The sequence below is a fragment of the Curtobacterium sp. PhB170 genome (assembly GCF_003752345.1).
Taxonomy (GTDB): Bacteria; Actinomycetota; Actinomycetes; order Actinomycetales; family Microbacteriaceae; genus Curtobacterium.
Genome location: NZ_RJUM01000010.1, coordinates 559,781 through 578,792, shown reverse-complemented (window position 1 = coordinate 578,792; position 19,012 = coordinate 559,781). Strand labels below are relative to the sequence as shown.

General features: G+C 71.9%; 15 protein-coding genes. 4 read left to right on the top strand and 11 right to left on the bottom strand.

The window, feature by feature from the left end:
• Positions 1 to 44 precede the first annotated feature (44 nt).
• From tsaE to glmS, 5 genes are read right to left on the bottom strand one after another with little or no spacing between them, the layout of a single operon-like run.
• Positions 45 to 557, bottom strand: a complete 513-nt coding sequence (gene tsaE / locus EDF40_RS10715; RefSeq protein WP_260212654.1) for a tRNA (adenosine(37)-N6)-threonylcarbamoyltransferase complex ATPase subunit type 1 TsaE — start codon at positions 555 to 557, stop codon at positions 45 to 47.
• Positions 554 to 1,720: an alanine racemase gene (gene alr / locus EDF40_RS10710; protein WP_185002966.1), complete on the bottom strand. Its 1,167-nt coding sequence runs from the start codon at positions 1,718 to 1,720 to the stop codon at positions 554 to 556. The genes tsaE and alr (EDF40_RS10710) overlap by 4 nt, the downstream gene beginning before the upstream one ends.
• Entirely contained in the window at positions 1,717 to 2,820 is a 1,104-nt protein-coding gene (gene alr / locus EDF40_RS10705) for an alanine racemase (RefSeq protein ID WP_123339482.1), read from the bottom strand. The genes alr (EDF40_RS10710) and alr (EDF40_RS10705) overlap by 4 nt, the downstream gene beginning before the upstream one ends.
• Complete coding sequence (locus EDF40_RS10700) at positions 2,817 to 3,191, bottom strand: holo-ACP synthase (RefSeq protein ID WP_123293157.1); 375 nt, start codon at positions 3,189 to 3,191, stop codon at positions 2,817 to 2,819. Before EDF40_RS10700 ends, alr (EDF40_RS10705) begins: the two co-directional genes overlap by 4 nt.
• A gap of 7 nt (positions 3,192 to 3,198) precedes the next feature.
• Positions 3,199 to 5,046 (bottom strand): glutamine--fructose-6-phosphate transaminase (isomerizing), encoded by a 1,848-nt coding sequence (gene glmS / locus EDF40_RS10695; RefSeq protein WP_123339481.1) that lies wholly within the window; start codon positions 5,044 to 5,046, stop codon positions 3,199 to 3,201.
• A 70-nt stretch (positions 5,047 to 5,116) separates the two neighbouring features.
• On the opposite strand from glmS, the gene EDF40_RS10690 reads away from it, so the two are divergent.
• On the top strand, positions 5,117 to 5,602 hold the full coding sequence (locus tag EDF40_RS10690) for a glutathione peroxidase (RefSeq protein WP_111083439.1): 486 nt from the start codon (positions 5,117 to 5,119) through the stop codon (positions 5,600 to 5,602).
• Positions 5,603 to 5,707: 105 nt separating this feature from the next.
• The gene (coaA, locus tag EDF40_RS10685) at positions 5,708 to 6,652 is read left to right on the top strand and encodes a type I pantothenate kinase (RefSeq protein ID WP_123339480.1); all 945 of its coding nucleotides are present in this window, start codon (positions 5,708 to 5,710) and stop codon (positions 6,650 to 6,652) included.
• A 348-nt stretch (positions 6,653 to 7,000) separates the two neighbouring features.
• Here the strand turns inward: coaA and glmM are convergent, their stop codons facing one another.
• The 5 genes from glmM to truA form a co-directional block, all read right to left on the bottom strand.
• Positions 7,001 to 8,374, bottom strand: coding sequence for a phosphoglucosamine mutase (gene glmM, locus EDF40_RS10680; RefSeq protein ID WP_123339479.1), 1,374 nt, complete (start codon positions 8,372 to 8,374; stop codon positions 7,001 to 7,003).
• Between the two features lie 22 nt (positions 8,375 to 8,396).
• Positions 8,397 to 8,882, bottom strand: coding sequence for a 30S ribosomal protein S9 (rpsI, locus tag EDF40_RS10675; protein WP_111083442.1), 486 nt, complete (start codon positions 8,880 to 8,882; stop codon positions 8,397 to 8,399).
• Between the two features lie 37 nt (positions 8,883 to 8,919).
• On the bottom strand, positions 8,920 to 9,366 hold the full coding sequence (gene rplM, locus EDF40_RS10670) for a 50S ribosomal protein L13 (RefSeq protein WP_071259898.1): 447 nt from the start codon (positions 9,364 to 9,366) through the stop codon (positions 8,920 to 8,922).
• Positions 9,367 to 9,696: 330 nt separating this feature from the next.
• The gene (locus EDF40_RS10665) at positions 9,697 to 12,780 is read right to left on the bottom strand and encodes an ExeM/NucH family extracellular endonuclease (RefSeq protein ID WP_123339478.1); all 3,084 of its coding nucleotides are present in this window, start codon (positions 12,778 to 12,780) and stop codon (positions 9,697 to 9,699) included.
• An 81-nt stretch (positions 12,781 to 12,861) separates the two neighbouring features.
• Positions 12,862 to 13,749, bottom strand: coding sequence for a tRNA pseudouridine(38-40) synthase TruA (gene truA / locus EDF40_RS10660; RefSeq protein ID WP_260212653.1), 888 nt, complete (start codon positions 13,747 to 13,749; stop codon positions 12,862 to 12,864).
• A 175-nt stretch (positions 13,750 to 13,924) separates the two neighbouring features.
• Here truA and EDF40_RS10655 point away from each other — a divergent pair, with 175 nt between their 5' ends.
• Both EDF40_RS10655 and EDF40_RS10650 read left to right on the top strand, forming a co-directional pair.
• Positions 13,925 to 14,938 (top strand): ATP-binding cassette domain-containing protein, encoded by a 1,014-nt coding sequence (locus EDF40_RS10655; protein ID WP_123339477.1) that lies wholly within the window; start codon positions 13,925 to 13,927, stop codon positions 14,936 to 14,938.
• Positions 14,935 to 15,768, top strand: coding sequence for an ABC transporter permease (locus EDF40_RS10650; RefSeq protein ID WP_123339476.1), 834 nt, complete (start codon positions 14,935 to 14,937; stop codon positions 15,766 to 15,768). The genes EDF40_RS10655 and EDF40_RS10650 overlap by 4 nt, the downstream gene beginning before the upstream one ends.
• 10 nt (positions 15,769 to 15,778) lie before the next feature.
• Here the strand turns inward: EDF40_RS10650 and EDF40_RS10645 are convergent, their stop codons facing one another.
• Complete coding sequence (locus EDF40_RS10645; protein ID WP_123339475.1) at positions 15,779 to 18,985, bottom strand: BTAD domain-containing putative transcriptional regulator; 3,207 nt, start codon at positions 18,983 to 18,985, stop codon at positions 15,779 to 15,781.
• Positions 18,986 to 19,012: the final 27 nt, after the last annotated feature.

Here is a 19,012-nt window from a genome sequence, read left to right as displayed (position 1 = left end):
CGACGGCGGCGCTGCTGTCGTGCCGCACGCACGCGCCACCGGGGTCAGAGCGAGACGCCGTCCCAGCGTGGGCCGGTCGCGGTGACGACGACGCGGCGGGGCTCATCGGGGACGTCGTCGGGGTCGTCGGCCTCGGTGGTGCCCGAGGCGTCGGCACCGGTGGCCCGGGCGATCTCGACGTCGAGCACGCTGTCGCTGATGCCGTCGACCATGCCCCGGCCCCACTCGACCACGACGATCGATGCGTCCCAGTCGAGGTCGAGGTCGTCCAGCTCGACGGGGTCGGACAGCCGGTAGGCGTCGACGTGCACCAGGTCCGGTCCGGCGGTGGTGGGGTGCGTCCGGGCGAGGACGAAGGTCGGGCTCGACACCTGGCCACGCGCGCCGAGGGCAGCGCCGAGGCCACGGGTCAGCGTCGTCTTGCCGGCGCCGAGCGGCCCGGTCAGCACGACCAGGTCCCCAGCACGCAGGACCGCGGCCAACCGCGCCCCGAGCTGGCCCATCGCATCGGTGCCGTCGACGGCGGTGTCCAGCAGGACCCGAGCGGCGCCGGTCACGACTGGTCGCCCCGCAGGTACTCCCCGACGCGTCCCTCGATGTCGTGGCCCTCGTAGAACCGTGGCACGCGGGTCCCGATGCGGCAGACGATCTCCTCGCCGATGGTGCCGAGCGAACGGCCCCAGTCGAGGACGGTCATCTCGTCGTGCTCGCCGGTGCCGAACAGGGTCACGGTGTCGCCGGTGCGGACGTCGTCGTCGCCGACGTCGACCAGGAACTGGTCCATGGCCACACGGCCGGCGATCGGGTAGCGCTTGCCGCCGATCGCCACCTCGATGCGGCCCTGCGCCAGACGGGGGACGCCGTCCGCGTACCCGACGGGCACGAGCGCGAGGGTGGTCTCCGAGGCGGTGCGGTACGTGTAGTCGTACGAGACGCCGGTGTCGACGGGGACCCGCTTGGTCTTCGCGACCGACGCCGTCAGGGTCATCACGGGTTCGAGCCCGAGGTCCGCCGCCGAGACACCGTCGGCGCCCGGGATGCCGAACAGGTTGGCGCCCATCCGGACCATGTCCTTGCGGAACTCCTTGCGCTCCAACCCGGCGAGCGAAGCGGCGACGTGTTCCATCGGGAGGTCGAGCCCGAGATCGTCGGCCTGCTCCACGGCGGCGTCGAAGAGCGCCACGGCATCGGCGTCGTCCTGGTCCGAGGACTCCGCCAGGTGCGTGTAGGCCGCGACGACCTCGATGCGGCCGGCACGCTGGGCGTCCAGCGCGAGCGACACGAGCGCCGGCCAGGCCGCCGGCGTCGCTCCGTCGCGGTGCAGCCCGGAGTCGAAGCCGAGGTGCACGCGCGCGGGTCGCTGGTCGACGGCGTCGATGACGCGGTGCAGCTCCGGCACGTTCGAGACACCGAGGTCGACGGCGGAGTCGATGGCGTCGCGGAAGTCGAGTGCGGGGTCGTGCTGCCAGGTGAAGAGGTGGACGTCCTCGCCGACGCCGATCGACCGCAGACGCAGGGCCGCGGGGACCGTGAGCACCCCGATCCACCGGATGCCGGCGTCCACCGCGGCGAGCGCGATCGGCTCCAGACCGTGGCCGTAGGCGTCGGCCTTCATGATCGCCATGACCGCGACGGGGTCCATCCACTCGCGGACCAGGTCGAGGTTCGCGCGGTAGGCGTCCAGGTCGATCCGTGCCTGGCGCAGGGGTGCGGAGCTCACGTCGTCCTCCGGTGCACGCTGTGGCCGACCCGGGCGACCACCTCGTAGTTGATGGTGCCGATCGCGTCGGCCCAGTCCTCGACCGCGGGATCGCCGTTCGCCGGGTCGCCCCAGAGCACGGCTTCGTCGCCGATGCTGACGTCGGCGTCGCCGATGTCCACGTGCATGGCGTTCATCGCGACCCGGCCGACCACCGGGAACGTGCGGTCGCCGATGCGGACCGAGACCCGGTTGCCGAAGTCGCGGTCGAAGCCGTCGGCGTACCCGAGACCGATGACCGCGAGGCGGGTGTCGGTCGACGCCCGCCAGGTGTAGCCGTAGGACACGCCCTCGCCGGCGCGGACGTCGACGGTGCGGAGCACGGCAGCGGTCACACGCATCGCGGGGCGGAGGCCGAGGTCGGCCGACGTGCGGTCGGTGAACGGGCTCAGGCCGTACAGGGCGAGTCCGACGCGGGACAGGTCGCGGCGCGTCTCCGGCACGGCGATGCTCGCGGCGCTCGCGGCGAGGTGCACCAGGTCGGGCACGATGCCGTTGGCGGCGAGGCCGTCGAGTGCGCGCTGCAGTGCGGCGTCCTGGTCGAGGTCGTCCGTGCGCGACGCGTTCGACAGGTGCGACATCAGCCCCTCGACACGGGTGCGGTTGCCACCACGGGCGAGGGCCCCGGCGGTCGCGAAGAGTTCGGCCCACTCGGACTCGACCGCACCGTTACGGCTCAGGCCGGTGTCGACGCAGATGTGCACGGCGCCGACCTCGGAGTCGGCAGCGGCGGACAACTGCTCGACGCTCGACACCGCCGGGGTGATGCCGTACTGCGCTGCCCGGCGGAAGTCCTCGTCGGGGGCGTGCAACCACGCGAGGATCCGGACGTCCTCGTCGATGCCGCCCTGACGGAGCGCGACGGCCTCGTCGATGTCCGCGACGCCGAGCCACTCGGCACCGGCGTCGACGAAGGCCCGTGCGGCGTCGAGCGCGCCGTGGCCGTAGGCGTTGGCCTTCACGACCGCGATGACGCCGGCCGGTGCGACCTGCTCGGCGATCGTCGCGTAGTTCTCGATCAGCGCTTCACGATCGACCGTGATGCCGGTGAACGCACTCACTTCGTTGTTCCCTCCAGGACCACGAACGCGGTCGCGATCCCTCCATCATGCGAGAGCGACAGGTGCACGCTCGTCACGCCACGCGCATCCGCCACCTGTCGCGCCTGTTGGTGCAGCGTCAGCGACGGGTTGCGCTGGTCGTCCGACACGACCTCGAGGTCCTGCCAGCTGAGCCCGGCACTGGAGCCGAACGCCTTGATCAGGGCTTCCTTGGCCGCGAACCGCGCAGCGAGCGACGCGATCGGCCGTTGCTCGCCGTCGCGGACCTGCTCGGCCGGGGTGAACAACCGCGCACGCATCGCCGGCGTGCGCGACAGCACCCGTTCGAACCGCTCCAGGTCCACCACGTCGACCCCGATGCCGATGATCATCGTGCGACTACTCGACGGTGACCGACTTCGCGAGGTTGCGCGGCTGGTCGACGTCGAGGCCCTTGGCCGCGGCGAGCTCCATGCCGAACATGTGCAGCGGCGCCACGGCGAGCAGCGGCTCGAACAGCGGGGTCGCGAGCGGGATGCGCAGGACCTCGTCGGCGAAGGGCAGCACGGCGGCGTCGCCCTCTTCCGCGATGGCGATCACGCGAGCGCCACGGGCGCGGATCTCCTGGATGTTCGACACGACCTTCGGGTGCAGCGACCGCGGGTCACGCGGCGACGGCACGATGACGAACACGATCTGCCCGGGCTCGATGAGCGCGATCGGGCCGTGCTTGAGCTCACCGGCGGCGAAGCCCTCGGCGTGGATGTACGCGAGCTCCTTGAGCTTGAGCGCACCCTCGAGCGCGATCGGGTAGCCGACGTGGCGACCGAGGAACAGCACGCTGCGGGTGTCCGCCATCCAGCGCGCCAGGTCCTTGATGCCGGCGGCGTCGTCGATGGTCTGCTGCAGCTTCGGGGCGAGGCCCTCGAGCTCGGCGACCTGCTCGGCGATCTGCTCCGCCGTCATGGTGCCGCGCAGGGTGGCCAGGTGCAGGCCCAGCAGGTACAGCGCGACGCCCTGGGCGATGAAGGCCTTCGTCGACGCGACGGCGACCTCGGGCCCGGCGTGCGTGTAGATCACGGCGTCGGACTCGCGCGGGATCGTCGCACCCTGGGTGTTGCAGATCGACAGCACCTGCGCGCCCTGCTCGCGGGCGTACTTGACCGCCATCAGCGTGTCCATGGTCTCGCCGGACTGGCTGATCGAGACGACGAGGGTGCGCTCGTTCAGCACCGGGTCGCGGTAGCGGAACTCGTGGGCGAGCTCGACCTCGACCGGGATCCGAGCCCACTGCTCGATGGCGTACTTGCCGAGGATGCCGGCGTACGCAGCGGTGCCGCAGGCGATCACGATGACGCGGTCGACCGTTGCCAGGCGCTCGGCGATCGGGTCGAGGTCGGTCAGGGTGACGGCACCGTCGTGCACGCGGCCGAGGATCGTCTTGGCGACGGCCTCGGGCTCCTCGCTGATCTCCTTCGCCATGAACGAGGACCAGCCGCCCTTGTCGGCCGCGGAGGCGTCCCAGTTCACCTCGAACTCGCTCGGGGTGGCCGGGGTGCCGTCGAAGTGGATGACGTCGACGCGGTCGGGTCGGATCGTGGCGATCTCGTCCTGCCCGATCGCGAGGGCACGCTGCGTGTAGGCGACGAACGCGGCGACGTCCGAGCCCATGAAGTTCTCGCCGTCGCCCAGGCCCACCACGAGCGGGGAGTTGCGACGGGCACCGACGACGACGCCGGGCTGGTCGGCGTGCACGACGAGGAGCGTGAACGCCCCGTCCAGTCGCTGCACGGCCTGCTGCATGGCGGAGGTCAGGTCACCGGTCTCGCGGAACGCCCGACCGACCAGGTGCGCGGCGACCTCGGAGTCGGTCTCGCTGCGGAACTCGATGCCCTCGGCCTGCAGCTCGGCGCGCAGCTCGGAGAAGTTCTCGATGATGCCGTTGTGGATGAGGGCGAGCTTGTCGCCGTCGGCCAGGTGCGGGTGGGCGTTGCCGTCCGTCGGGCCGCCGTGGGTCGCCCAGCGGGTGTGCCCGATGCCCGTGGTGCCGTCCGGGATCGGCGACGACTCGAGCTCGTCGACGAGGGCCTGGAGCTTGCCCGCCTTCTTGGCGGAGACGAGGTCCCCCGCAGGGTCGACCACGGCGATGCCCGCCGAGTCGTAGCCGCGGTACTCGAGGCGACGGAGGCCACCGAGGAGGACGTCCTGGCTGCTGTTGCTGCCGACGTAGCCGACGATTCCACACATGGAAGCGATCCTACGGTCTGCCTGAGCGCGGACCCTGCGAAGCAGCAGGGCTGGGGATAACGTTTCGGCCATGGGACGCTTCGACGACATCGCCATCACCACGCTGCACGGCGAGGACACCACCTTCGGTTCGTTCGCGGACAAGGCGGTGCTGGTCGTGAACGTCGCGTCGCGGTGCGGCCTCGCTCCGCAGTACGAGCAGCTCGAGGCCCTCCAGAAGCAGTACGGGCCGCGCGGCTTCACGGTCCTCGGGTTCCCGAGCAACCAGTTCCTGCAGGAGCTCGGCTCGTCCGAGGCCATCGACGAGTACTGCTCCACCACGTGGGGCGTCACCTTCCCGATGTCCGAGAAGGTCAAGGTGAACGGCAAGAGCGCGCACCCGCTCTACCAGGCGCTCAAGGAGACCCCGGACGCAGACGGCAAGGCCGGTCGGGTCAGCTGGAACTTCGAGAAGTTCCTCGTCGCCCCCGACGGCACCGTCTCGCGCTTCCGTCCGACTACGAAGCCAGACGCCCCCGAGGTGATCGCGGCCATCGAGGCCGCCCTGCCCGCCTGACGCACCGCGTCCTGCGGACGCAGACCGTGCACTGGACGGGAGGCCCGGTGCAGGTGAGCCGGTCAGCTCACCTGCACCGGGCCTCCCGTCTGTACGCTCGTCCCCATGCCGATCCCGGAGACCGCCGTCGCGCACCCGACCCCGTTCGTGGAGATCCCGCGGCACGAGTGGTCGCAGCTCGCACCCAAGGAGCACCTGTCGCTCACCGAGACCGAGATCGTGCAGCTGCGCGGGCTCGGCGACCGGTTGGACATGCAGGAGGTGCAGGAGGTCTACCTCCCGCTGTCGCGGCTGCTGACGCTCTACGCCGCGGGGGCCCGGAACCTGCACGCGTCGACATCGGCGTTCCTGGGTGACCGAGCCGGACGCACGCCGTTCGTGATCGGCGTCGCCGGGTCCGTCGCCGTCGGCAAGTCGACCGTCGCGCGACTGCTCCGCGAGCTGACGAAGCGCTGGCCGGACACCCCGCGGGTCGAGCTGGTGACCACCGACGGCTTCCTGTACCCGAACGCCGAGCTCGAGCGTCGCGGGATCATGGACCGGAAGGGCTTCCCGGAGTCCTACGACCGTCGCTCCCTGCTGCGGTTCGTCAGCCAGGTGAAGAGCGGCGCGACCGAGGTCCGGGCGCCGTACTACTCGCACCTGGTCTACGACATCGTGCCGGACGCCGAGATCGTCGTCCGCCAGCCGGACATCCTGATCGTCGAGGGCCTGAACGTGCTCGCCCCGCCGGTGCACGGGCGGCTCGCGCTGTCCGACCTGTTCGACTTCACGATCTACGTCGACGCCAAGACCAAGGACATCGAGGCCTGGTACGTCGACCGGTTCCTGGCACTGCAGGAGGAGGCGTTCTCGAGCCCGGACTCGTTCTTCCACCGGTTCGCCTCACTGTCGCGCGACGACGCGGTGCGGACGGCGACCGAGGTCTGGCGGGCGATCAACGAGCCGAACCTGCTCGAGAACGTCCTGCCCACGCGCTCCCGCGCGACCCTGGTGCTGAAGAAGGCCGCGGACCACAAGGTGAACTCGGTCCTGCTCCGCAAGATCTAGCGCGGGTGCGCGCGGGTGCGCGCGGGTGCGCGCGGGTGCGCGCGGGTGCGCGCGAGTGCGCACGGGTGCGCGCGGGTGCGCGCGGGTGCGCGCGGGTGCGCGCGGGTGCGCGCGGGTGCGCGCGGAGTTGCACCCCGGTACGGTCATCGCGCCCCGAAGAGTCGGGGCGCAACGACTGCAGTCGGGCGCGCGACGCGAGCGCGCGCGACGCGGTCGCGACGCGGTAGCGTGCGCGGGTGCGCGCAGGCTTGCACCCCCGTACGGTCGTCGCGCCCCGAAGAGTCGGGGCGCAACGACCGCAGCGGGGCGCGAGCGCGCGCGGCGCGAAGTCGCGCCCGGCACTCCGGCCTACGCGGCGTCGAGCGCCAGGCGCTCCTGCACGACGGCGGCGAGCTCCTCGGCGATGCGCTGCGCATCGTCCTGCGAGGCGGCCTCGACCATCACGCGCACGACCGGCTCGGTGCCCGACGGACGGAGCAGCACACGGCCGCTGTCCCCGAGCGCCTCGCTGGCGGCGGCGATGGCGTCCTGCACACCCTGGTCGGCCAGCCCGTGCCGGTCGACGCCGCGGACGTTGAGCAGCACCTGCGGGAACACGGTCATGCACGATGCGAGCTCCTGCAGCGACTTCCCGGTGCGCGCCATCTCGGCGACCAGGTGCAGCCCGGTCAGGATGCCGTCGCCCGTGGTGGCGTACTCGTTGAAGATGATGTGGCCGGACTGCTCGCCACCGATGGAGTAGTCCCCCTCGTTCATCTTCTCGAGCACGTAGCGGTCGCCGACGCCGGCCTCGATCACGGTGATGCCCGCATCCGCCATGGCACGCTTCAGCCCGAGGTTGGACATGACCGTCGCGACGAGGGTGTCGTCCTTCAGCCGGCCGCGCTCCTGCAGCGACAGCGCCAGGATCGCCATGATCTGGTCACCGTCGATGGCGTTGCCCGCGGCGTCCACCGCCAGGCAGCGGTCGGCATCGCCGTCGTGCGCGATGCCGACGTCCGCGCCGGCGGCCAGGACGGCGCGGGACAGGTTGTCGATGTGGGTCGAGCCGACGCCGTCGTTGATGTTCCACCCGTCGGGCTCGGCGCCGATGAGCGTCACGCGGGCCCCGGCGTTCACGAACACCTCGGGCGAGACGCCGGCGGCGGCACCGTTGGCGCAGTCGAGCACGACGTGGATGCCGTCGAGCCGGTGCGGCAGCGTGCCGAGCAGGTGGACGACGTAGCGGTCCTCGGCGTCGGCGAACCGGGTGATCCGGCCGACGTCGATGCCGGTGGGGGTCGGTGCGGAGTGGTCGTGCATGGCCGCTTCGATGCGGTCCTCGACCTCGTCCGGCAGCTTGCGACCACCCGTGGCGAAGAACTTGATCCCGTTGTCCGGGGCGGGGTTGTGCGACGCGGAGATCATCACGCCGAAGTCGGCGTCGATGTCCGCGACGAGGAACGCCGCAGCGGGGGTGGGGATGACCCCGGCGTCGAGCACGTCGACGCCGGCGGAGGCGAGCCCGGCCGCGACAGCGGACCCGAGGAACTCACCGGAGACGCGCGGGTCGCGCGCCAGGACCGCGCGCGGGCGCGGTCGACCGGACGCCCGGCGGGCGTCGGCATGGTGTCCGTGTGTGAGGACGGCCGCGCTCGCCTGGGCAAGACCCAGTGCGAGCGCGGCCGTCAGCTCGCCGTTGGCGAGACCACGAACCCCGTCGGTACCGAACAGACGCGGCATTGCGATCTTCAGCCGGTGACGACTAGCGCTTCGAGAACTGCGAAGCCTTGCGGGCCTTCTTGAGACCGGCCTTCTTGCGCTCGATGACGCGGGCGTCACGGGTGAGGAAGCCGGCCTTCTTGAGGGTCGCGCGGTTGTTCTCGCGGTCGATCTCGTTCAGGGTGCGGGCGATGGCGAGGCGGAGTGCGCCGGCCTGACCCGAGGGGCCGCCACCGGTGATGCGGGCGACGACGTCGTACGAGCCGAGGAGCTCGAGGACCTTGAACGGGTCGTTGATGAGCTGCTGGTGCAGCTTGTTCGGGAAGTAGTCCTCGAGCGAGCGACCGTTCACGACGAACGTGCCGGAGCCCGGAACGAGGCGAACGCGCGCGATGGCCTCCTTGCGGCGCCCGACGGCACCGCCGGAGACGTTGAGGATCTGACGGGGAGCAGCCTCGGCAGCGGCGGGTGCGCTCTCCGTGGTGAAGCTCTCCGGGGTCTGGTCGAGGGAATCAGCGATCTGAGCCATGAGTTTTTTCGTGTCCTTGAAGTCGTCGTGGCCGGAACTACTGTGCGACCTGGTCGAAGATGTACGCCTTGGGCTGCTGCGCGGAGTGCGGGTGCTCCGCGCCGGCGTAGACCTTCAGCTTCTTGAGCTGCTCGCGACCGAGGGTGTTCTTCGGCAGCATGCCGCGGATCGCCTTCTCGACGGCGCGGGTGGGGTGCTTCTCGAGCATCTCCGGGTAGGAGGTCGCCGTCAGGCCGCCCGGGTAACCGGAGTGGCGGTAGTAGACCTTCTTCGCGAGCTTCGAACCGGTCAGGGCGACCTTGTCGGCGTTCACGATGATGACGTAGTCACCCATGTCCATGTGCTGGGCGAAGGTGGCCTTGTGCTTGCCGCGCAGGAGCGCCGCGGCGTGGGTGGCGAGACGGCCGAGGACGACGTCGGTCGCGTCGATGACGATCCAGTCGTGCTGGACGTCTGCCGGCTTCGGTGAGAACGTGCGAGTCACAGGAGTGCTGCTTTCGTGTCGAGGTGAGGAGTCCGTGAATCCCACTCCGGTCGGGGTTCCCCGCGGCAGAAGCCGGCGGAACGCCCGGATGGAGGGCTCATCTGACTGTCCGGCGCGCGTGGCGCACAGACCAAGGTGAGAGCCTAGCCGACGCGGGTCGCGTCGGTCAAACGCAGGTACTGCCGGACGGGAGGCCCGTGGCGGCCTGGCCACGGGCCTCCCGTCCGTCCGTGGGTCGCTTTCACCCCGCATCGTGAGCAGGAATGGTCGAGTCGCGCACGGCGAACCCGACCATTCCTGCTCACGAAGTGCCGCCGTGGGGCCTGGGGACTACTCCGCGGCGGCCGCGGTCCTCCGGCGGCGGACGATCAGGACGCCGGCACCCGCCGCGAGCAGCAGGAAGGCGACCAGCGCACCGGCACCGAGGCCCTCGGCGCCCGTGAACGCGAGCTGCCCGTCAGCGGTGATCGTGATCGGGGTCCAGCCGATCAGGCTCCCGTCCGCGGCCGTCACCGCGAGGCGGTGTGCACCAGCGGGGGTGTCCGACGGGATCGTGACGCGCACCGTGCCGTCAGCGCCGACCGTCACGGTGCCGAGCAGCGTCGGCGTCGAGTACAGCCACACGTTCACGACGTCACCCGCGTACTGCGTGCCGACGGTCACAGTGATGGTCTCCCCCGCACGAGCCGACGACGGCGCCGAGACGCTCCCGCGGTTCGCGTCGGTCAGACCGGTCTCCGAGGGAGCCACCGGGGCGATCGGAGCGGTCGGCGACGGGGTCGGCGTGGGGGTCGGGGTCGTGCCGCCGTCACCCGGCGTCGGGGTCGGGTCGGTGCCGGGGTCCGTGCCCGGGTCCGTGCCCGCAGCATCGAGGTCGAAGCCCACCAGGATCGGGTCGTGGTCGCTCGCGCGGAACACGTCGTCGGTGTACAGGTCCGACGCGTTGTAGTTGTAGCGGCTGTACTCCAGGCCCACCGACTCGACCGAGTTGATGTTCCAGATGTCCACGCCCGTGACCGTCTCGGTGGCGGCCGGGGACGCGAACACGTGGTCGAGCGACCCGCTCAGGCCGGAGAACACGTACGAGTACTCGGTGGCGTCGAGCGCCGGACCGAGGTCGGTGTAGCCGGCGTCGTCGAGGACGACCACCGGGTCCTCCTTGCTGTAGGCGTTGAAGTCGCCGAGCATGAACACCTTGTCGGTGCCGTACTGCGCCTGCATGTCGGTGGAGAAGGTCACGAGGGCCTTGGCCTGCCGCACCCGGTCGGCGTTCGAGGCGCCCTGGCCGTCGCCCTGGTCGGCGTTCTCGCCGGTGCCGGAGCCCTTCGACTTGAAGTGGTTCGCGATCACCAGGAAGTCGTCGTCGGCGGTGCCGCCGAGGGGGCGGAACGCGTCCGCGACGGGCTGCCGGGCGTTGGTGAACGCGGCGTCGAGCAGGATCGTCGAGTCGCCGACGGGTTCGACGCGGTCCTGCTTGTAGATGAGCGCGAGGCGGATGACGTCCTCGCTCGCCGGAACGGTCGCGGGGGACTTCGCGAAGGCCCAGGTGTCCTCGCCGGTGGCGGCGTTGAGGGCGTCGACGAGCGTGGCGACCGCCGCGTCGCGGTCCTGGCCGAAGCGCGCCGAGTTCTCGATCTCCTCGAGCGAGACGACGTCCGCGCCGAGGCCGTTGATCGCCTTGACGATCTTGACCTGCTGGCGCAGGAAGTCCTCCTGCTCAGCAGCCCCGCGGGCGTCGCAGCCGGAGTTCACCGTGACGGGGTCGCCCGCGCGGTCGGTGTAGTACGAGCACCCGGTGAGCTGGTCACCCGTGGTGGGGAAGTAGTTGAGCACGTTGAACCCGGCGAGCTTCAGGTCGCCGCCGACGTCCTGCGGCTCGGCCTGCCGCACGTTCGAGAACGACGCGGGCAGGTCCGCCGCCGGGGTCGCACCGGTGATCGGCGCGGTCGGCTGGAACTTCCACCCGCTGTTGCGGTAGTCGAGGACGACCGGACCCTCGAACGTGGCGGTCGCACCGACGGTGACCGGGCCCTGGGTCAGCCACGACACCGGGATGCCCTGGTTCGCCTTCGTCAGGAAGTTGGTGCTGGCACCGTCGTCGAGCGTGACCTTGCGCGCGGCGTTGGACGCCTCGACGGCCTTCGCTTCGGCGCTGCCGGGGCGACCGACCTCGGTCGGCTGGACGAGCCGGCCGGCGCCGCTGGCGAGCACGACTTCGCCGTACTGGTTCGTCGTGTAGTTGTCGGCGACCGTGAAGGAGCCCTGCGGGGCGATGAGCATGCTCTCGAGCGACTCGCGCTGCGCGTCCGACGACGGGAACGCGACCGCGGCGGGCTGCGGGGCGACGACGGTGTCGGTGAGCTTCTGGAACGACGCTGTGTTCGACACGGTGAGCTCGGTCAGGCCGAAGTACTCGGAGACCGCACCGGTGACCCGCACGTGGTCGCCCTCGGCCACCAGCCCGGCGGTCGCGGACGAGAAGACGAACACGGCGTCGGACGCCGTGTGGGTGCCGAAGTCGACCGCGCCGCCGGTCCCCGGGGTCTGGATCGTGTAGCCGTTGAAGCCGCCGGACGCGTAGACCGCGGTGACGACGCCGTCGGTGGTGACGGTCTTGCTGGCGTAGGGCGAGGTGTCCGTGGTGCCCTGCAGCTGGGCGATGGTGACGGCCTCGGCGGGGGCGCCGGGGTCCGTCGGCTCCGTCGGGTCGGTCGGGTCGGTCGGGTCGGTGGGCTCGGTCGGGTCGGTCGGCGCAGCGGTCTCACCCGCGGCGTTCCGCGGGGTCAGGGTCGTCGTCACCGAGAAGTCCGCGCCGTTGTCGTCGGTGTCCGTCGCGCCCTGGCGGACCAGGCCGTTCGGCACGGCGTTCGCGCCCTCGACGGTGCGCACGGTGCCCTCGAAGGTGTTCGAGGCGCCGTAGCCGAGCAGGTCGACGACACCAGCGGTGCCGGTCATCACCGGTCCCGCGGCGAGCGCCACCGGCGTGGTGGCGTCGGACAGCACGAGCGTGCCCGTGGTGCCGGACGGGTTCAGCGAGGCGGTGTCGTCCGCCGTCGGCAGGTCCGCTCCGACCGGGGTGGCACCGCCGTTGCCGGCCATCGACACCAGGAACGTGCCCTCGGCCGGCACCGTCCCCTCGAGCGCGCTCGTCGAGAAGGCGCCGGTGCTCGTCGCCGAGCGGTACTGCAGCGACCAGCCGTCGAGCGACACCGGGGCGTCGGTCGGGTTGCCGATCTCGATGAACTTCTGGTTGTAGAAGGCGCCGTTGCTGCCGGCCTTCAGGTAGGCCTCCTCGATGAGGAGGCCACTCCCCTCGGGGTTCGCGGTCGCTGCGGTGACGGTGACGAGCGGGGCCGCGAGGAGTGTCGCGGCAGCCGTGGCGCACAGCAGAGTGCGCCCGAGGAGGTTGGGCATGCACGCACGCTACCGACCTGCGGAGTCCCTCAGGTTGCGTCGAGGTAAATGATTGCGTTCGGCAACATCAGGACCGGGCGTTCACTCCCGCCGTGCCCGCGTCTGCTCCGCCCGCCCCGCGAGCTCCGCGTCGGCCGGGTACCCCACCTCGGTCAGGGTCAGCCCCTTCGCCGGCGCCGTCTTGAACGCGCTCGTCCGCGTCTCGGCGACGCGGAGCTCCTCGAGCCGTTCCGGCCCGAACCGCCCCTCGCCGACGGCGATGGTCGCTCCCACCATCGCGCGCACCATGGAGTGGCAGAACGCATCGGCCTGGAGGCGCGCCACCAGCACGCCGTCCGGCTCGCGGTCCCAGCGGAACTCCTGCAACGTCCGAATGGTCGTCGCGCCCTCGCGCGGCTTGCAGAACGTCGCGAAGTCGTGCAGCCCCAACAGCGTCAGCGCACCGCGCTCCATCGCTGCCGGGTCGAGGCTCGCTCCGTGCCAGACCGTGTACCCGCGCCGACGTGGATCGCGCGGGGCGTCGGCGTCCGCGATCCGGTACTCGTACCGTCGCCAGAGCGGCGAGAACCGGGCGTCGAACCCGTCCGGCGCGACCGACGCCCGGGTGACGACGACGTCGCCCTCTGGTGCCGCGATGCCGTTCACGCGTTTGACGAGTCCGTCCAGCGGCGAGCGCCCCGTGCCGCGCTTGGCGCTGAGCGCGTCCCACTGCTCGGTGGAGAGGTCGAGGTGAGCGACCTGCCCGGTGGCGTGCACGCCGGCGTCGGTGCGTCCGGCGACGGTGAGCAGTGGCGGCTCGCCCCACCGGGTGAAGACGGTGGCGAGGGCGGCCTCGAGCGCGCCCTGCACGGTCCGCAGCCCGGGCTGCCGGGCCCACCCGGAGAACGCGGCGCCGTCGTACGCGATGTCCAGCCGCAGCCGGATCCCGGCAACCTCGCCGCCGCTCTGCGGGCCCGCCGTCTCGTCCACGCGACCACCGTACCGGGGCCGCACCGCGCCTCCCGGCAGTCCGCGGACACCCGTCTGCGCAACCGAAGGCCGCTGCGCCGCTGACGCGCGCTGTCCACCGGTGTCAGCGCCACGTCAGTGCCGCGTGAGCGCCCCGCGGCACCATCGTCCTCGACATCGACGAAAGGACATTTCGATGACCACGACACCGCTCGCGGTGGAGGCCTCCGGCCTCGTGAAGACCTTCGGGACGAACCGCGCAGTGGACGGTGTCGACCTCCGTGTGGAGGCCGGCACGGTCTACGGCGTGCTCGGTCCCAACGGCGCCGGCAAGACCACCACCATCTCCATGCTCGCGACCCTGCTCAAGGCGGACGGCGGCGAGGCCCGGATCTTCGGGCACGACGTCCGACGTGAGGCGCAGACGGTCCGCACCCTGATCGGGGTGACCGGTCAGTACGCCAGCGTCGACGAGACGCTCAGCGCGACCGAGAACCTGGTGATCTTCGCGCGCCTGCTCGGGCTGTCCCGCGCGGATGCGAAGCGGAAGGCCGTGGAGCTGCTCGAACGCTTCGGGCTGACCGAAGCCGCGTCACGCCCGCTCAAGGCCTTCTCCGGTGGCATGCGTCGCCGGCTCGACCTGGCTGCGAGCCTCATCGCGCAGCCGCCGCTGATCTTCCTCGACGAGCCGACCACGGGGCTCGACCCCCGGACCCGAGCGCAGATGTGGGACACCATCCGCGAGCTCGTGGCGACGGGCTCGACGGTGCTGCTGACGACGCAGTACCTGGACGAGGCGGACCAGCTCGCCGACCGCATCGCGGTCATCGACCACGGCAAGGTGGTCGCCGAGGGCACGAGCGACGAGCTGAAGGCCTCGATCGGCAGTTCGTCGCTGCAGCTCCGCCTGACCGATGCGCTCCGGCTCGACGCCGCGCGCACGATCGTCCGGAACACCCTCGGTGTCGACGCGGTGGCCAGCCCCGAGGGCTCGCGTCTCACCGCGCCGATGTCGGATCCCGACCGCGTGACGGACCTGCTGGTGTCGTTCCGCGAGGCCGGCATCACCCTCGCCGAGATGAGCGTGCAGAAGCCCACCCTCGACGAGGTCTTCCTGACGATCACCGGCGCACCGGCGACCACCGACGACGACGGCACCGACGACGACAACGACAGCACCGACCGCGAACTCGCAGGGAGCATCGCATGACCACCATCACCACCACCACGGGCACCGCTGCGCCCCGGATCACCCCGCGCCCCGGCGTCGGTGCGACCGGCCTCGGCGCCACCGTCCGGCAGTCGCTCACGATGGCGTACCGCGGGCTGATCAAGGTCCGGCGCACCCCGGAGCAGCTGTTCGACGTCACCCTGATGCCGATCATCTTCACCGTGATGTTCACCTACATCTTCGGTGGTGCGATCGCGGGTGACGTCGCGAGCTACCTGCCGATCATCATCCCCGGCATCCTGGTGCAGACGAACATCACGTCGTCGATCGTCACGGGCGTGCAGCTGCGCGAGGACATGGACAAGGGCGTCTTCGACCGCTTCAAGTCCCTGCCCATCGCCCGGATCGCCCCGCTCGCGGGTGCGCTGCTCGCCGACACCGTCCGGTACGCGATCGCCACGACGATCACCTTCACGGTCGGCATCATCATGGGGCTGCGTCCGGCCGGCGGCTTCGGCGCGGTCGTCCTGGCCGGGTTGCTGGTCATCGTCGTCGCGTGGGCGATCAGCTGGATCTTCGCCTACTTCGGCGTCGTCGCGCGGACGGCGTCGAGCGTCTCCGGCATCTCCAACATGGTGCTGTTCCCGCTGACGTTCCTGTCGAACGCGTTCGTGCCGGCGGACACCCTGCCGGACTGGCTGCGCTGGTTCTCCGAGGTCAACCCGATCTCGCACCTGATCACGGCGGTCCGCGAGCTCGTGAACCACGGCACGGTGGGCGTCGACCTCTGGATCAGCCTGCTCGGCGCAGCGGTCGTGGTCGCGGTGTTCGCGCCGCTGACGGTCCGCGCGTACATGCGCAAGGCCTGACGGGCGCCGATCACCGCACGCGGAACCGCAGCTCCTCGAGCAGGAGCCGCGCCTGCGAGACGGCCTCGGTCCGGTTCGATCCGGCCGAGGCCGTCTCGGCGTCGGCCAGCACCGCGTCGCCGAGGGCGTCGGCCAGCACCGACCGCATCCGTGGGTGCGCGAGCACGCCGAAGTCCTGCCGCGAACCGAGTCGGGTCGCCAGCCCCCAGCAGCGCGCGGCGTGCTCCGGCTGTCCGTCACGGGCGGCGGCGAGCGCCAGGCCGAGCAGGGCGGTCCCGATCACGGGCAGGTCCAGCCACCACGGGTGGACGCGCAGCATCACGAGCGCACCGACGCGCAGGCGTCTCGCGACCGCCACGTCGTCGACCGGGAGGCCCGGCGCGGCTCCGTCGGACCGGTGCACCGCCGCCTCGTCCCGCGCCGCGATCCGCGCCGAGCCCGCCATGAGCGTCCAGTGCGGCGTCTGCTTCCGCATGGGCAGCACGGAGTCCCAGGCGCGGGCGTACTCCGCCGCAGCGTCGTCGAGGGCTGCTTCCCAGCGCGAGCACTCCGCACCGATGGCCATCGCGAGCACGCCGATCTGCACCCGGTCCTCGTCGAACCCGCCGCGGGCCTCGACCGGACGGTGCTGCAGGTCGTCGGCGACCTGCCGGGCGCGCACGACGTCGCCGGTGCTCGCGGCGCAGAGGCCGACGGTCCAGCCGATCTCGTACAGGTCGTCGTCGGCCCCGAACCGTTCGAGTTGCTCGCGGGCGACCTCGGCGGACCGCAGGGCGTCGGCGTGCCGACCGGTCTGCGCCAGGAGCTGGGTCATGGTGACGGCGATCGACCCGGTGGTCCAGGCGTCGTCGCTCGACCGTGAGAGCGTCTCGGCGCGGGTCGCGTACCGCAGGGCGACAGCGGACTCCCCGTCGTTCTCGGCGAGCGGCGCGCTGAGCATGTTCGCCAGGCAGGCGACACCGGGCTCCGGGTCGTCGCGGTAGCGGGCGAGCAGGGCGTACCCGTCGGCCGGTCGCCCCAGGGTGAGCAGCAGCGCTGCCTGGGCGTCGAGCACCGCGAACCCGGTGGTGCCGTCGCGCATCACGCGGCGCAGGGTCGACACGGCCAGGGCTGCGGTGCGCTTGTCGCTGAACGCGGACGACCCGCCGGTGACGACGAGTCCGAGCACGGTCGCGGCACGGTCCTCGGTCGCCGGTCCGGTACGGCGCAGGACCGGGACGACCTCGGGGCCGAGTGCGACGACCTCACCGTGGGCCCCGCGCAGCGACCAGTAGCCGCCGAGGGCCGCGAACAGGTGCGCGACCGCCGCGGTGTCGTCGGCAGCCAGGCTCCAGCGGAGCAGCGTGACGAGGTTGTCGGATTCGCGGGCGACCTCGCGGAACCGCTCGAGCTGTGCGGAACCCGTGATCGTGAGCAGGTTGCGCTCGGCCGCGAACCCCCGGCCCCAGCCGATCATGGCCGCACGGACGGCCTCGGTGGCGCCGCGGTCCCCCAGCCCGGCCGCACCGAACTCCCGCACCGTCTCGAGCAGCCGGTACCGCACGGGCTCGCCCTCGTGCTCGACGAGCTGCACGAGCGACTGCTCCACGAGCTCGGCGAGGTCGTCGAGCGCGTCGGCCGTGCGGTCCGGGGCGGCGACAGCCTCGACGGCGTCGACCGCGAGTCCGTCCGGGAAGAGCGCCAGCCGGGTCAGCAGGTCCTGGGCCCCGTCGTCGAGCAGGCGCCAGCTCCACTCGATCACGGCGAGCAGGGTGCGGTGCCGCTCCGGGGCGCTCCGGTCACCGCCGCGCAGCAGCGCGAACCGGTCGTCCAACCGGCGCTCGATCTCGTCGGCGCTCATCCCCCGGATGCGTGCGGCCGCGAGCTCGATGGCCAGCGGTGACCCGTCGAGCCGCGTGCAGATCCGGCGCACCGTGTCCACCGGCAGCACGGCTCCGGGTCGCGCGGCCCGCGCCCGCTCGGTGAAGAGCCGGACGGCCGCCCCGTCGGCCTCGACGGGCAGGGGCGCGAGGGGAGCCACGACCTCGCCGGCGATGGCGAGCGGCGCGCGCGACGTCGTCAGGATCCGCAGGGCGGGCACGGTCGCGAGCAGGTCCGCGGCGAAGGCGGCGACCTCGGCCACCAGGTGCTCGCAGTTGTCCAGGACGAGCACGGTCGGCCCGTCGGCGAGCGCCCGCACGACCCGGGTGCGCAGGTCGGCCGCGACGGCGTCCCGGAGCGATCGGGTGGAGCGGAACTCGGCGATCCCGAGCAGCGCGCCGAGGGCCGGCACGATGTCGTCGGCCGTGGCGAGCGGCGCGAGCTCGAACACGACGACGCCCTGTGTCGGCGGCAGGCCGGCGGCGACCGCCTGCGCGAGGCGGGTCTTCCCCAGCCCACCCGCACCGAGGATCGTGACCAGCCGTCCGGAGGACAGCAGGTCCGAGACGGCGGTGAGGTCGGCCTCCCTCCCGACCAACGTGTTCGGCGCAGCACGCAGGCCGACGCGGCGGACGCTGCCCGTGGCGGGGCCGGACCGGCGCAGCAACTCGGCGTTGAGGCGGACCAGGTCGGCCGAGGGGTCGGCGCCGAGTTCGTCGGCGAGGCGGTCACGGTGCGCCGCGAAGGCGGCCAGGGCCTCGCTCGTGCGGCCGGCTGCGGCAAGGGCGCGCATCGAACCGGCGACCGCGACCTCGTCGTAGGGGTTGGCGACGGCCTCTGCCGCCCAGAGTGCGGCGGCCTCGTCGGCGTCGCCCTCGTCGAGCAGTGCACCGCCGAGCGCGCGCCGGAGCGTCCGCCGGAGCGCTGCCGCACGGTCCGCGAGTGCCGCGCCCAGGTCGCCGTCGACGTCGGCGCCCGGGTCACCACGCCAGAGGTCGAGGGCCGCACGGACCGCTGCCGGCTCCGTTTCGCCCACCGCATGCTCGGCACGGGCGAGGTCGACGTCCTCGGGGTCGCCGCCCAGCGCGTACCCGGTGCTCGTCGACACCACGAGGCCGTCCGCCACGCTCCGGCGCAGTCGGGACACGAGCGTCTGCAGCGCTGCACGGGCACCCCGCGACTGCGCGTCCGGCCAGAGGTCGTCGATCAGGGACTCGGTGGTCAGGGCGTGGCCGCGCGCGAGCACCAGCGCCGTCAGGAACGCCCGAGCGAGCGCACCGGGCACCGGCGACTGCCGGCCGTCCGCACCAATCACCGTGACCGGTCCGAGGACGTTGATTCGGGGCGGGACGGTCACGGTGCGAGTCTACGGAGCGCCGGTGTC

Excerpts from the sequence above, each read along its gene's own strand:
- EDF40_RS10700 (WP_123293157.1), bottom strand. The coding sequence starts at position 3,191 with ATGATCATCGGCATCGGGGTCGACGTGGTGGACCTGGAGCGGTTCGAA.
- glmS (WP_123339481.1), bottom strand. The coding sequence starts at position 5,046 with ATGTGTGGAATCGTCGGCTACGTCGGCAGCAACAGCAGCCAGGACGTC.
- EDF40_RS10690 (WP_111083439.1), top strand. The coding sequence starts at position 5,117 with ATGGGACGCTTCGACGACATCGCCATCACCACGCTGCACGGCGAGGAC.
- coaA (WP_123339480.1), top strand. The coding sequence starts at position 5,708 with ATGCCGATCCCGGAGACCGCCGTCGCGCACCCGACCCCGTTCGTGGAG.
- glmM (WP_123339479.1), bottom strand. The coding sequence starts at position 8,374 with ATGCCGCGTCTGTTCGGTACCGACGGGGTTCGTGGTCTCGCCAACGGC.
- rpsI (WP_111083442.1), bottom strand. The coding sequence starts at position 8,882 with ATGGCTCAGATCGCTGATTCCCTCGACCAGACCCCGGAGAGCTTCACC.
- EDF40_RS10665 (WP_123339478.1), bottom strand. The coding sequence starts at position 12,780 with ATGCCCAACCTCCTCGGGCGCACTCTGCTGTGCGCCACGGCTGCCGCG.
- EDF40_RS10655 (WP_123339477.1), top strand. The coding sequence starts at position 13,925 with ATGACCACGACACCGCTCGCGGTGGAGGCCTCCGGCCTCGTGAAGACC.
- EDF40_RS10650 (WP_123339476.1), top strand. The coding sequence starts at position 14,935 with ATGACCACCATCACCACCACCACGGGCACCGCTGCGCCCCGGATCACC.